This is a genomic window from Duganella sp. S19_KUP01_CR8, assembly GCF_036688705.1.
Classification (GTDB): Bacteria; Pseudomonadota; Gammaproteobacteria; order Burkholderiales; family Burkholderiaceae_D; genus Rugamonas.
In genome coordinates, this window is sequence record NZ_JAQQPR010000030.1 from 58,680 (window position 1) to 72,821 (window position 14,142).

The 14,142-nt window shown below is 64.7% G+C and carries 10 protein-coding genes; 6 read left to right on the forward strand and 4 right to left on the reverse strand.

The window, feature by feature from the left end; translation table 11 throughout:
- Positions 1-28: 28 nt before the first annotated feature.
- Positions 29-376 carry a hypothetical protein gene (locus V6M89_RS25010; protein ID WP_332855743.1) on the reverse strand — a complete coding sequence of 116 codons (348 nt, stop codon included), beginning with the start codon at positions 374-376 and terminating at the stop codon, positions 29-31.
- 176 nt (positions 377-552) lie between these two features.
- Between V6M89_RS25010 and ligD the strand changes: the two genes are divergently transcribed.
- Positions 553-2,997, forward strand: coding sequence for a DNA ligase D (gene ligD / locus V6M89_RS25015; protein WP_332855744.1), 2,445 nt, complete (start codon positions 553-555; stop codon positions 2,995-2,997).
- 91 nt (positions 2,998-3,088) lie between these two features.
- A complete protein-coding gene (locus V6M89_RS25020) occupies positions 3,089-3,781 on the forward strand; it encodes a PEP-CTERM sorting domain-containing protein (RefSeq protein WP_332855745.1) in 693 nt (230 codons plus the stop codon).
- A gap of 10 nt (positions 3,782-3,791) precedes the next feature.
- Here V6M89_RS25020 and ku read toward each other — a convergent pair whose 3' ends face one another.
- Entirely contained in the window at positions 3,792-4,685 is an 894-nt protein-coding gene (gene ku / locus V6M89_RS25025) for a non-homologous end joining protein Ku (RefSeq protein WP_332855746.1), read from the reverse strand.
- A gap of 315 nt (positions 4,686-5,000) precedes the next feature.
- On the opposite strand from ku, the gene V6M89_RS25030 reads away from it, so the two are divergent.
- On the forward strand, positions 5,001-6,365 hold the full coding sequence (locus V6M89_RS25030; RefSeq protein WP_332855747.1) for a GGDEF domain-containing protein: 1,365 nt from the start codon (positions 5,001-5,003) through the stop codon (positions 6,363-6,365).
- Positions 6,366-6,367: 2 nt separating this feature from the next.
- Here V6M89_RS25030 and V6M89_RS25035 read toward each other — a convergent pair whose 3' ends face one another.
- The gene (locus tag V6M89_RS25035; RefSeq protein ID WP_332855748.1) at positions 6,368-7,504 is read right to left on the reverse strand and encodes a thiolase family protein; all 1,137 of its coding nucleotides are present in this window, start codon (positions 7,502-7,504) and stop codon (positions 6,368-6,370) included.
- An 89-nt stretch (positions 7,505-7,593) separates the two neighbouring features.
- Between V6M89_RS25035 and V6M89_RS25040 the strand changes: the two genes are divergently transcribed.
- The gene (locus V6M89_RS25040) at positions 7,594-8,166 is read left to right on the forward strand and encodes a TetR/AcrR family transcriptional regulator (protein ID WP_116989944.1); all 573 of its coding nucleotides are present in this window, start codon (positions 7,594-7,596) and stop codon (positions 8,164-8,166) included.
- Positions 8,167-8,187: 21 nt separating this feature from the next.
- Here V6M89_RS25040 and V6M89_RS25045 read toward each other — a convergent pair whose 3' ends face one another.
- Complete coding sequence (locus V6M89_RS25045; RefSeq protein WP_332855749.1) at positions 8,188-9,483, reverse strand: porin; 1,296 nt, start codon at positions 9,481-9,483, stop codon at positions 8,188-8,190.
- 279 nt (positions 9,484-9,762) lie between these two features.
- Between V6M89_RS25045 and V6M89_RS25050 the strand changes: the two genes are divergently transcribed.
- Complete coding sequence (locus V6M89_RS25050) at positions 9,763-11,409, forward strand: SulP family inorganic anion transporter (protein WP_332855750.1); 1,647 nt, start codon at positions 9,763-9,765, stop codon at positions 11,407-11,409.
- Between the two features lie 172 nt (positions 11,410-11,581).
- On the forward strand, positions 11,582-14,116 hold the full coding sequence (locus V6M89_RS25055) for an ATP-binding protein (RefSeq protein ID WP_332855751.1): 2,535 nt from the start codon (positions 11,582-11,584) through the stop codon (positions 14,114-14,116).
- Positions 14,117-14,142 lie beyond the last annotated feature (26 nt).

The window sequence follows — 14,142 nt, forward strand, 5'->3', positions numbered from 1 at the left end:
GGGCTGGGGGCCACCGCGTACTGCGGAATTACTTGGTGACGACTGGAGCTGGAGCAGCTGCTGCTTCGGCTTTCACGGCCTTGGCGTGGGCCTTGGCTTTGGTTTTGTGGGCCTTGGCGTGGGCATCGGCCTTGTCGGCTTTTTCGTCAGCCTTGGCGACGGCGACATCTTTCTTGGCTTCGGCTTCTACCTTGGCGGTCTTGGCTTCGGCTTTGACTTCAGCCTTGGTTTCTTTAGCGGTGGCTTTGGCGTCGGTCTTGGCTTCCTTGGCTTCGGCTTTCACGGCTGCAGGAGCTGCTGGAGCGGTTGCTGGGGTCTGTGCAAAAGCTGCAGTAGCGAACAGGCCGGCGATCAGGGTAGCGATAAGTTTGTTCATGATGAAATCCTCATTCAGGTTGATTTGGAGCCGGGACAATTCCCGTGTCACTGAGCAAAAAACGCGGCCCGCATCGCTGTCGTTGACGGGCTTTACATTCGCTTACAAGCTCTCCAGATTGCTTACATGTTGGCCAGCGCACGGAATGGTGGGGCGCGCGGGCCTAATCTGTCCGAATGAGAGACGCTCTTAAAACCTACAAGTCCAAGCGCAACTTCGCGATCACGCCCGAGCCGGCCGAAGGAGGGGAGGGCGGCGAGACGCTGGCCTTCGTCATTCAAAAGCACTGGGCCAGCCGCCTGCATTACGATTTCCGGCTGGAGCTCGATGGCGTGATGCTGAGTTGGGCCGTGCCCAAAGGCCCCAGCTACGATACCCACGACAAGCGCATGGCCGTGCATGTGGAAGACCATCCGATCGCCTACAACGATTTCGAAGGCACGATCCCGCCCAGGCAGTACGGCGCGGGCAAGGTGATCATCTGGGACCGGGGCGTGTGGCGGCCGCTGGGTGATCCGCGCAAGGCGCTGGCGGAGGGCAGCCTGAAGTTCGAACTGGCCGGATACAAGATGCATGGCCGCTGGGCGCTGGTGCGCATGAAGGGCAAGGGCGAGAAGCAGGAGCCGTGGCTGCTCATCAAGGAGAAGGATGACTACGCGCGGCCCGCCGATGAGTTCAGCGTGGTGGATGAGATGCCGGACAGCGTCAAGGCGCTGCCGCCGGCCGCGCCCAAGGCCGCCATGCCGGAAACGCTGTCGCCGCAACTGGCCACGCTGGTGGATGCGCCGCCGTCCTCGCCCGAAGACTGGCTATTCGAAATCAAGTTCGATGGCTACCGCCTGCTGGCGCGCATCGACGGCAAGGACATCCGCCTGATCACGCGCAACGGCAACGACTGGACGCATCGCCTGCAAACCCTGCGCGACGCCATCGCCAAAATGAAGCTGCCGAGCGGCTGGTACGACGGCGAAATCGTCGTCCACGACGACAATGGCCGCCCGGACTTCGGCCTGCTGCAAAACGCCTTCGACGAAAACAACCCGGCCGACATCGTCTATTTCCTGTTCGACATCCCGTTCCACGACGGCCGCGATCTGCGCCACGCGCCGCTGGAGCAGCGCCGCGCCATCCTGCAGGCGCTGCTCGACAAAAAGCCGGCCGACACCGTCCGCTTCAGCGCCGCGCTGGACGCAACGCCGCAGGAGATGATCGCGGCCGCGTGCAGCATGGGCCTGGAGGGCATCATCGGCAAGCGCCGCGACAGCGGCTACACCTCGCGCCGCAGCGGCAGCTGGATCAAGCTCAAATGCGGCCAGCGGCAGGAGTTCGTCATCGGCGGCTACACCGATCCGCAAGGCTCGCGCAGCGGCTTCGGCTCGCTGCTGCTGGGCACCTACGACCAGGACGGCAAGCTGCAATATGCGGGCAACGTCGGCAGCGGCTTCAACGCCGGCACGCTGCGCGACATCAAAAACAAAATGGACAAACTGGCGGCGGACAACAGCCCGTTCGCGCCGAATCGCGAGATCGACAAGAAAGCCCACTGGCTCAAGCCGGCGCTGGTGGCGGAGGTCAGCTTCGGCGAGTGGACGCATTCGGGCTCGATCCGCCACGCCGTCTTCAAAGGCCTGCGCAAGGACAAGCAGGCCGACGCCATCGTTCGCGAAGTGCCGGCCCATCTCAAGGAGCACGCAGACATGCAGCCAGCGAGCACAGTGCAGGGCAAGCTGCCCGCCACACTCAAGATCAGCAATCCCGATCGCGTGATCGACCGCCAAAGCGGCGCCACCAAGATCACGCTGGTGCGCTACTACGCGCTGGTCGGCGCGCTGATACTGCAGCACCTGAAGGGCCGCCCCGTATCGCTGGTGCGCGCGCCGGCCGGCGTCGGCGGCGAGTTGTTCTTCCAGAAGCACGCCGAGACCGGCAAGCTGCCCGGCGTTAAACACCTGGATCCCGCGCTCGATCCGGATCACCCGCCGATGCTGGAAATCGCCACCGAACGGGGTTTGTTGTCGGCAGCCCAGTGGAACATGGTGGAGCTGCACACGCAAAACGCCAACGCGTCCAGCTACGAAAAGCCCAATCGCATGGTGTTCGACCTCGATCCCGGCAAGGGCGTCACCTGGCCGCAGGTGCAGGAGGCGGCGCAGCTGATGCGCGCCTTCCTCGATCATCTGGGCCTGCCGGCCTTCCTGAAAACCAGCGGCGGCAAGGGCCTGCACGTGGTGGTGCCGGTGCGGCCGGGTTATGGCTGGGATGAGGTCAAGGCGTTTTCACAGGCCATCGTCGCCCACATGGCGGAGCATATTCCCGAGCGCTTCGTCCTGAAGAGCGGGCCGCGCAACCGGGTCGGCAAGATCTTCATCGACTATCTGCGCAACGGGCGGGGCGCCACCACGGTGGCCGCCTGGTCGGCGCGCAGCCGGCCCGGCCTGGGCATCTCGGTGCCGCTGGCGTGGGAGGAGCTGGATGGCCTGCATGGCGCCGACCAGTGGACCGTCGCCAATGTGCACGCGCGGCTCGATGTCGGCAATGCGCCGTGGGATGCCTACGAAAAATCCGCCAGGGGGCTGGCCACGGCGATGAAAGTCCTGGGGTTCAAGCCGGGCTCTTCATGAATGTTTTCATGGTGAAATTATTATTTTATCTTGACAACATGTGTTGTGAATGTTTTAATGGCGGCTTGATACTTAATTCAGGACCCCTGAGATGAAAAAGCTGCCCATTTTGTTAGCCGGTATGACCTTGATCGGCTCCGCCCAAGCGACCGTCTATCAATTTGATTTCACAGCAAAAATCCAGGAAATGGTCGAGTTTTCGCCGCAGACGTTCAACGGCGGCCCGGTTGCCTCCAGCAACCTGTCGGGCAGCACTGTGTCGGTTGGCGACAGCCTCACCGGACATTTCAGCTACGACACCGCGACCGGCGTGTTCAGCCAGTTCGGCGGCGGCACCATGTATGCCGCGCCAGCGGCCCAGAATAGCCTGGACGTCAGCATCGGCGGCGCCAGCATCGGCCTGAGCGGCGCGACCTACAGCAGCACCAATGTGCAGGTCGCCAACAACGCCGCCGCCCTGGGCGGCGCGGACAGCTTCGGCATCGCCAACGTCTCGGCCAATGCCTACGCCTCGCAGATGATGGCGGTGAGCTTCTTCGACAGATCCGGCCTGGCCCTGAGCGCGTCGACCATGCCGGGCCGGCTGGACTTCGCCAATTTTGGCCAGTCGAGCTTTTACTACACCTATTCCTCCAGCGCGACCCACGCAATGATGGGCGCGAACGGCGCACTGACGTCGGTGACGGTCACGCAAGTGCCAACAACTCCGGTTCCTGAGCCGGAAACCTACGCCATGCTGCTGGCCGGCCTGGCAGCGCTGAGCTGGAAAGCGCGCCGCCGTTAATTCGTAGCCGCTAAGCCGCCCCGGCGCGCGCGCGGGACGTGCTGCGCGCCGCGGGGCGCCTGGCCGTCGCCTTCGTTTTCGTCGGCGCACGGCTCGATTTCGCCGGCCGCTTGCCCAGGCTGTCCTGCAACAGCGCCACCAGATCCACCACGTTCGACGACCTGGCCGCCTTGGCCGCCGGCTCGGCGGTGGTGATGGTCTTGGTCTGGCCTGCCTTCACCTTCTTCTTCACCAGTGCCAGCACGTCATCCTTGTAGGTGTCGTGATACTGCTCCGGTTTCCACGCCTCGCTCATGCCCTCCACCAGCGACAGCGCCATCTGCAGCTCCTTGTCGCTGATGCCGGCCGCCTTCATCGTGGCGGGCGGCAGCTTCAATTCCTCCGCGCTGCGGATCTCGGCCGCATAGCGCAAGGTGTTCAGCACGATCTTGTCCTCCACGCAGACCAGCGCGCACAAGTGCTGCTTGGTGCGGATCACCACCGTGGCGATGCCGATCTTGCCGGCCTTGCGCAGCGTCTCGCGCAGCAGCGCGTACACCTTGGCGCCGCCGCGCGACGGCGCCAGGTAGTAGGGCTGCTGGTAGTAGGTCAGCGGCACCTCGGCGGCGTCGACGAAGGCCTGGATGTCGATGGTCTGCGTGGCCTCGACGTTGGCACGTTTGAGGTCCTCGTCGGACAGCACCACGTACTCGTTGTCCTCGTATTCATAGCCTTTGACGATATCGTCCCAGGTCACTTCCTTGCCGGTGTTCTTGTTGTAGCGCTTGTAGCCGACCGGCGAAAAGTCGCGCCGGTCCAGCATCGTCAGATCCAGCTCGTGCTCCTGCACGGCCGAATACATCTCGACCGGAATGTGCACCAGCCCGAAGCTGATAGCGCCTTTCCATAACGCGCGCGCGGCCATGGCATACTCCTTTAAAGTACACAGTATTTGCGGCTATGTGTCCTGTGACGGTGCGCTCGTTCACACATATGCGGCAAAATCGCGACGCCAATTAGTTACCTTGGGAAATAGTCTAGTCTTTAATACAAAAAATATTGCTAATTATGAACTTTATGTCACACTAGCACGGGGACAGATTTTTTTACATTAAAAAGCATGCGTAGGAGCAATATGATGGCGGACCGGACCACTAGCGTAGGTGTCTTTTTTAACGCCACTGGCGAGCGGCGCGCGGAGTTTCAGGCGTGCTGTGGAGAGTTGTTCTCCCAGCTGACCATGACCGAGCACGTCGACGCCACGGCCGCGGTCCTTGGCAAGCGCCATGTGGATCTGCTGGTGCTGGACCTGAATGGCTTCGAGCAGTTGAGCGAGCTGGCCGGCATCGGCGCGCTGATACGGGGCCGCGCCGGCGCGCCGGTGCTGGTGCTGTGCGCCTATGAGCACAGCGCCTGGCTGCCGGAGCTGATGACCTATGGCCAGTTCGACTATCGTATCTGCCCGGTGCTCAGCGACGAGCTGCAGCAGGCCGTGCAGCAGGCGCTGGCGGTGCCGGCCGATGCCGCCGCCGCCTTGCAGCAAACCTTGCTGGACAAGGAAAAGGAACTGCGCGACCTGCTGGGCGTGCAGCGCAGCCTGCAACGCGCGCTGAGCGGCATCGACACCATCGAATCGATGTCGGCGCAGATCTGCCTGGCGCTGTGCAATTTCCCCGGCGTGCGCCATACCGCCGTGCTGCACATGAAGGAGCGCGGCGACCTGCAACTGGTGGCGCAGGAATCGCGCAACCACCTGGACCTGGCGCGCCTGCTGCAGCGGCGCGACCGCCTGCTGCAATCGCCGCTGCGCGAGGTGTTCCCGCCGCTGCTGGCCGTATCGCGCGGCGAGATGGTGCTGCTGGACGCGCCGGAAAAAGCCGGCGACCCGGAACTGGCGATGCAGCTGCACGACCGTTGCGTGCGCATGGTGCTGGCGCTGCCGCTGCGCGCCGAGCCGGGCAGCGCTGAACTGGGCGCGATCTGCCTGATGTTCGACCGCCACATCACCTTCTCGCGCGAGCAGTTCGCCTGCTTCGCCAGCCTGGCGCAGTTTGTCAGCTTCGGCCTGGGCATGAGCGAATTGAAGCACCGGAATGAAGAATTGTCCGGCCAGATTACGCTGATGAGCACCGTCGACAGCGTCACCGGCGCCGCCAACCGCCGCGCCGGCGAGGACATGCTGGACAACGAAATCCGCCGCGCGCGCCGCTATGGCCTGCCGCTGGCGGTGCTGTCGTTCGATGTCGCCAGCTTCCAGTCTGAAAACGATTTATACGGTTCCCCGGTCGGCGCGCAGGCGCTGCGCGCGGTGGCGGACGTGGTCAAGGGCCGGCTGCGTACTTCGGACCTGCTGGCGCGCATGCGCGGCGAGGAGTTCCTGATCATCGCCACCCACACCGCGGCGGCCGACGCCATGCGCCTGGCGGAAAAACTGCGCGGCGCGATCGCCGAAGCGGACCTGCCGGGCAATGGCAACGTGGTGATCAGCCTGGGCGTGGCCCAGGTGGGGGCGGACGAGAGCAGCGCCACTGTCCTCGACCGCCTGGATGCGTCGCTGCACCGCGCCAAGCGCGCGGGCCGCAACTGCATCGACGCCGCGCAATAACGTTAGATCTTTTCCAGCACCGTCGCGATACCCTGGCCGCCGCCGATGCACTGGGCGGCCAGCGCATAGCGGCCGCCGGTGCGCGCCAGCAGCGCCGCCGCCTTGCCGGTGATGCGGGCGCCGGTGGCGCCCAGCGGATGGCCGATCGCCATGCCGCCGCCGTCGATATTCAACACCTCCGGCCGGATCCCCAGCTCGCGTACGCAGGCCAGCGCCTGCGAGGCGAAGGCTTCGTTAATTTCCGCCACATCGATATCGCTCGCCTGCAGGCCGGCCAGCTTCAGCGCCTTGCGCGTGGCCGGAATCGGACCGATGCCCATCAGCGCCGGATCGCAACCCACCGCCGCCATCGAGACGATGCGCGCGCTTGGCTTCAGGCCGTGCTTGCGGGCGAATTCCTCGCTGGTGACCAGCACCGCCGAAGCACCGTCGGTCAGCGGCGACGAGGTGCCGGCCGTGACCACGCCATGCTCGGGATCGAACACCGGCTTCAGCGCGGCCAGCGCTTCGACCGTGGTGGCGGGGCGGATGCAGCCGTCTTCTGCCACCACCTCGCCGGCGCCGGTGGTGATCGGCACGATTTCATCCTTCAACAAACCGGCGGCGCGGGCGCCGGCCGCCTTCTGGTGCGACTGGAACGCCAGCAGCTCCTGGTCGGCGCGCGACACCTCGTATTTGCGGGCGACGTTTTCGGCGGTGTCGCCCATGCTGATGTAGGCGTCGGTTTCCGCCAGCAGCCGCGGGTTGGGCGAGAAGTTGTAGCCGCCCTGCGGCACCATCGTCATCGATTCGACGCCGACGCACAGATAAGCCTCGCCCAGGCCGGCCTCGATCTGTGCGGCGGCGATATGGATCGCCGACATCGACGAGCCGCAGAAGCGGTTGATCGTCATGCCCGGCACCTCATGCGGGAAGCCGGCCAGCAGCGAGACGATGCGCGCCAGGTTGTTGCCCTGCGAGGATTCCGGGTAGGCGCAGCCGAGGATCACGTCGTCCAGCAGCTTCGGATCCAGGCCGGTGCGCTGCATCAGCCCCTGCACGACCTGGGCGCCCAAGTCGTCGGGACGGACTTCGGCCAGCTTGCCTTTGCGGGAGAAGTGGAAGGGGGAACGGGCATAGGCACTAATGACGGCTTTCATGGTTCAGCTCCTTTGATGATGATCGTAATGATTGATATATTACGCTCGTCATGTATGATGTCAATAGGGATGTATTGAAGGAGACCGAGATGAAAGTCAGCAGGGAACAAGTAGCGCTGAACCGCGAGCGCATCGTTGAAACGGCGGCGCGGCTGTTCCGCGAAAAAGGCTACGACGGCATCGGCGTGGCCGATCTGATGAAGAGCGCCGGCCTGACGCACGGCGGCTTCTACGGCCATTTCGCCTCGAAGGAAGACTTGCTGGCAGAGGCCGCCGCGCATGCGCTGAAAAAATCGGTGCAGCGCTGGGAAGGATATCTGGCCGAAGGGCGCGACACGGCGCTGGAGAAAATCAGCGACGGCTACCTGACCAGGCAGCATTGCGAGCATCCGGAGAAGGGCTGCTCGGTCACCGCGCTGGGCGCCGACATCGCGCGCCTCGGGCCCAAGGCGCGCCACGCGCTGACCGAGGGCGCTATCGGACAGATGGCGGTGCTGGAAGAGTTGATGCCGGGCGCGGATCCGGCGGCGCGGCGCAGGCAGGCGCTGGCTAGTTATGCCTCGATGGTTGGCGCCATCGTGCTGGCGCGCGCCGTCGATGACGAACAGCTGTCTGCGGAAATCCTGCAGGCAGTACAGCAATCGCTGCCTGCAGGATCGTAGCTTACGGGCTAGTCCGCCGCGTCAGAAGCGATGGCGCATGCCGACCTGGATGCCTTTGCTGGCCTCGCCCGGCTTGGAGGTAAATCCGCCCGAGGCGCTGGCGGCGCCGATCGCATACTGGCCATCGCCCTGATTCCTGATGTAGGCCGCCACCATGTACAAATCGGTGCGCTTGGACAGGTTGTGGTCGTAGCCCAGGGCGAACTGGGTGGCGTTGCTGCCGGACGCGGTCCGGTCCTGCTGGCGCGCCACCGAAGCCATGATGCGCCCGGCGCCGACCTGATAGTGCAAGCCGACCTGGGAGCTGGCGGCGTTCAGGTAGAAGGTGCGTACGAGCGTGCTGTGCAGTTGGCCCGCCAGCACCGGGCCGAGGGCCGGGCCGAAGGCGGCGAAGGTCGGGGCCAGGGCGGCGTCGGCGTACAGGATGATCACCGAGTTTTCGTTGCGCTGCCGGTGGTAGCCGGCGAACAGTTTCCAGTTGTCGATTTTGTAGGAACCGCCCAAGGTGGTGGTGATCAGGCCGGGATTGCCGAGTTGATCGGTGCCACGGTTGTAACCGAGGCCGACATCCACCCCGTTCGCCTTGTAGAACAGGTTGGCGCCCCATGAGCGTTTGTCCATGCCGATATAGCCCGAGTTCTCTGCGCCGTACATCACTGCGGCACTGATGCCGTTCGGCGTTTGCACCCGGTATTGTATCGATTTGTCGGAACGGATCGCTACGCCCGCAGTCAGCAAGCCGCCGGTGCCGCCGACGATGCCGCCCCAGCCACCGGCCGTGCCGGTTTCGAACACGTCGGCGTTGGCCAACACTTCATAGTCGGGGGTGTACATCCGTCCAAGCAGGACGGCGCCCACCGGCGTCACCAGGCCCACCATCGACGTGCGGTCGAACAGGGCGCCGTTGATGTTGACGTTGATCGCGGGCTGCAGCGCGCCTTGCACGCCAGCCAGCAGTTTGGCCGCGGTGGCTGCGCCGCCGGCGGCCGCCGGTACGGTGAAGTTCAAGCCTTTGGTCAGCGCGTAACCCTGGTTGCTGGACAAATTGCCCGCCTGATTGCTGCCATTGTCGAGCTGGACGCGCATCTCAAGGTTGAAGACGGCCTTGTAGCCGCCGCCCATGTCCTCCGTGCCCTTGAATCCAAGACGGGAACCGTCGGCGATGCCGCTGACCAGTTTGGTCCGGGCGTCGTTGCCGCCGTTGTTGACATACATCAGCCCGGCATCGGCAATCCCGTAGATTGCGACGGATGACTGGGCCAGGACGGGGACGGTGCAGCATGCCGCGACCATGCCGGCAAGTAATTTTGTTTTCATATGTCTCCATTAATTGTTTATTTTTATTTCGGTTTTAAACCGAACGTTCGTACTATTTAGAACGTTTCCTCAATATGCCTGTGCTGGCGGCACTTGTACAGAACGCCGCGTGTTGCGGGGAATTTGGAGTTGCAAAAGAGACACAAGCGCGGTTTTCTATCGTGACAGCAGCTGGTCTTATTTGAATTTCGTATATGTAAGAATAAAAAACGTCTAAGGCTGGGCCGCCCGTGCCCGATCGCGTAGACTGGCGGTATTTTCAAGCACCACGGACTGACAATGCTGCATTGGTTGAAGCACTACCGGCGCGAACTGCTGGCCGGCGACATCTCCGCCGGCCTGGTGGTGGCGATGATGATGATCCCGCAGGGCACCGCCTACGCATTGGTGGCTGGGTTGCCGCCGGTGGTTGGGATTTACGCCAGCATCCTGCCGCCGATCATCTACGCGCTGTTCGGCAGCAGCATGACGCAGTCGGTGGGGCCGATGGCCATCATCTCGCTGATGACGGCCACCGTCATCGGTCCGCTGGCGCCGGCCGGCTCCTCGCTGGCCGCGGTGCTGGCGGCGCAGCTGGCGCTGATCTCCGGCGCGGCGCTGCTGCTGTGCGGCGTGCTGCGCATGGGCTTCCTGGCCAACTTCTTTTCCCGTCCGGTGATGAGCGGCTTTACCGTCGGCTCGGCGCTGGTGATCGCCTACGACCAGCTGCATACTTTGCTCGGCGCCGGACTGCCGCAAGTGCACATGCCGAGCGCCGTGATGGGCGTCGGTTCGCTGCTGGTGCTGGTGCTGTCGAAACAATACCTGGCCGGCCTGCTGAAACGCTGCGGCATGAGCCCGGCGGCGGCCGATATCGCCGCCAAGCTGGCGCCGATGTTGGTGGTGTTGGCCGGCATCGTGCTGATGGCCACCACCGGCCTGGCCGAGATGGGCGTGCGCACCACCGGCGCCATTCCCGGCGGCCTGCCGCAGCTGAACCTGGCCAGCTCCAGCGCGCACTGGAAGCCGCTGCTGCAACCGGGGTTGCTGATCGGCTTTATCATTTTCCTGATGTCGATGTCGGCGGCGCAGTCGCTGGCGCTCAAGCGCAACGAAAAGCTGGTCAGCAACCATGAGCTGATCGGCCTGGGCGCGGCCAACGTCGCCAGCGCGCTGACCGGCGGCTTCCCCGTCACCGGCAGCCTGTCGCGCTCCGCCGTGAATTTCGCCGCCGGCGCCAACACGCCGCTGGCCAGCCTGATCACCGCCACGCTGCTGGCCTGCGCGCTGCTGGCGCCCACCGGCTGGCTGGCGCTGCTGCCGCTGCCGGTGCTGGCCGCGACCATCATCGTCGCCGTGCTCGGCCTGCTGGAACTGGACATCGTGCGCACCGCCTGGCAGTACGACCGTGGCGACGTGCTGGCCTGGGGCGCGACCTGCCTGGGCGTGCTGGTGCTGGGCGTGGAGGCGGGCGTGGTGATCGGCGTGGCGCTGTCGATGGGCACCCTGATCTGGCGCGCCAGCCGGCCGCACATCGCGGTGCTGGGCCGCATCGCCGGCACCGAGCATTTCCGCAATATCGAACGCTATCCGGCCGAAACCCAGCCGGAGCTGCTGGTGCTGCGCATCGACGCCAATCTGTTCTTCGGCAATATGGAAGCGGTGGTCGAGCGCATCGAGTGCGAACTGGCCACCCACGCCAGCGCGCGCCACCTGGTGCTGGTGATGACGGCGGTCAGCTCGATCGACACCACCGCGCTGTACGCGCTGTGCGAACTGAACCAGAGCCTGAAGCGGCGCGCCATCGGCCTGCACCTGGCCGAAGTGAAGGGGCCGGTACTGGACCGCCTGCGCAACAGCGCGCTGCTGCGCGAACTGAACGGACAGCTGTTCCTGAGCACGGCCATCGCCTGCGACCATTTACATACTGCCAAGGATGTTGCTTGAATGTGTAAAAACTTGCTGTTCCTGTAATTTAATCCTTTTGGGCAATTAAATGCATGGACTTCAGGTCGGTTTACTCCTATGATTTAAGTCGAAGCACCGTAGATTAACCCCAAAGAATGGTTTTCCGATGTTGGATCGACTTGCTCGCCGTGCAGGAAGAGTATCAATTGCCGTGTTCGTCAGCGTGACGCTGACCGCCGTGGTGACGCTGGTATTGACCACGTTTGCGCTGTACTTCTACCAGGTGGAGCGCGCCCAACGCTGGGAACAGCTGCACAAGACCCTGGCCAACAGCGCCGAGGAGCTGGCCGCCGCCGTGGCGCTGCCGGCCTGGAACTTCGACGAAACCCAGATCGTCACCATCATGAAGAGCGGCTTGAGCAACCGCGACCTGTATGCCAGCGCGGTCGCGCCGGTGGCCAGCAACCATCCCTTCATCATCACCCGCAACGACCAGGCGCAGCTGATCGCCACCAGCAGCATGCCGGACAATCCCGAGCTGCTGTCGGAGCGGCGCGCCATCGTCGCCGGCGGCCAGAACATCGGCGTCATCACCGTGTACGCCTCGCCGGCCGGCCTGATCGAGCAGCTGCGCCAGCGCCTGTACACCATCGCCGGCATGATCTTCGTGCTGGACGTGACGCTGGTGCTGAGCCTGTACCTGCTGCTGTGGCAGCTGATCCTCAAGCCGCTGACCACCATCGAACGCTACGCCGCCAACGTCAAGGCCGGCCAGAATCCGGGCGCCTTGCCGCCCAGCGACTGGTTCTTCGGCGAGCTGAAAACCCTGAACGGCTCGATCCGCGAGATGGTGCGCCTGATGGACAGCCGCTTCGTCGCCATGCACGCCAGCGAGGAGCGGTTGCAAATCGCCAGCAGCGCGGCGGCGATCGGCATCTGGGACTGGAATATTCCCAGCGACGAGGTGGTGTGGGACGAGCAGATGTACCGCCTGCACGGCGTCGAAGGCCGCAAGGTGGAACGGCCGTTCGAGCTGTGGCGCAGCATGATGCATCCGGACGACGCCATCCCGACCGAGGCGCTGCTGCGCCAGGCGCTGGAAGGCCGGGCGGAGTTCGACGTCGAATTCCGCGTGGTCTGGGCCGACGGTTCGGTGCACCACATCAAGGGCGACGCCATGATCTTCCGCGACGCCGACGGCCAGCCGGCGCGCATGGTCGGCGTCAACTACGACGTCACCGCCAGCCGCGTGGCCGAGCAGGAGCTGCGCCGCCACCGCATCCACCTGGAAGACCTGGTGGCCGAGCGCACCAACGCGCTGTCGGTCGCGGTGCTGCAGGCGCAGGCCGCCAACCAGGCCAAGAGCATCTTCCTGGCCAATATGAGCCACGAGCTGCGCACCCCGCTCAATTCCGTGATCGGCTTCTCGCGCCTGATGGCGGACTCCAAGAACATGCTGCCGGAAGAGAAGCGCAACCTGGCCATCATCCACCGCTCCGGCCAGCACCTGCTCACGCTGATCAACGACATCCTGGAACTGTCCAAGATCGAAGCCGGCCGCGCCGTCCTGCAAACCGAGGTGGTGGGCCTGGACGACATGCTGCAGGAAGTGATGGACATGGTCAGCATGCGCGCCGGCCAGACCGGCGTCGAGCTGGAACTGGACGCCGCCGGCCTGCCCGCCGGCGCCCGCGTGGACGGCACCAAGCTGCGCCAGGTGCTGCTCAACCTGATGTCCAACGCGGTCAAGTTCACCGGGCAGGGCAAGGTCACGCTGCGGGTGCGCGGCGCCATGCGCAATGGGCTCAAGGGCGGCCGCTGCGAGCTGGAATTCGCCGTCATCGACACCGGTCCAGGCATCTCGCCGGCCGACCAGGCGCGGATTTTCGAACCCTTCATCCAGGCCGAGGGGCCGGGCGCGCATGAAGGCACGGGCCTGGGCCTGACCATTTCGCGCGAATTCGTGCAGCTGATGGGCGGCGAGCTGACGGTGCAATCGGCGCCTGGCGCCGGCGCCACCTTCCGTTTCGCCATCGCGGTGCAGGTGGCCGACGGCGTGCCGTTCGACGGCGAGGACGATGAAGTGACGGCGCTGGCGCCGCCGCAGCGCGGCCGCCGCATCCTGGTGGCCGACGACAACGCCGACGGCTGCGCGTTGCTGGAAAGCCTGCTGCAGCCGCTGGGCTTCGAAGTGGCGGTGGTGGGCGATGGCGCGCAGGCGCTGGCGATGGTCGACGTCTGGCGGCCGGACCTGGTGTTCATGGATTGGCGCATGCCGGCGCTGGATGGCCTGAGCGCGACGCGCCAGATCCGCGCCAACGCCGCCGGCCCGCAGCCGAAGGTGGTGGTGCTGACCGCGTCCGCTTTTGCCGAGGAACGGGAAGAGGCGCTGGGCGCGGGCGCCGATGAATTCATGCGCAAGCCGGTCGAACAGGACCAGTTGTACGCGGTGCTGGAGCAGCAGCTGGGCGTGCAGTTCCAGCGCCGCCATCACAGCGCGCGCCTGCCCCTGCCGCCGCCGCTGTCGCGCGACGACCTGGGCTTGCTGGCGCCGGCCCTGCGCCAGCAGCTGAAAACCGCCTTGCAGGAGCTGAACCTGGCGCGGGTGGCGCTGTTATTGGCGCCCTTGCCGGTGGAGTTGGGAGAAGTGGTCGAACGCATCGAGCACATGATACGGCTGCACCAGTATCCGCAGCTGTGCGGTTTGCTGGACGAGGCGGGGAATGAGCTGGAAGCACAAGCCTGACGGGTATATCATAGTGGCAGCAAACC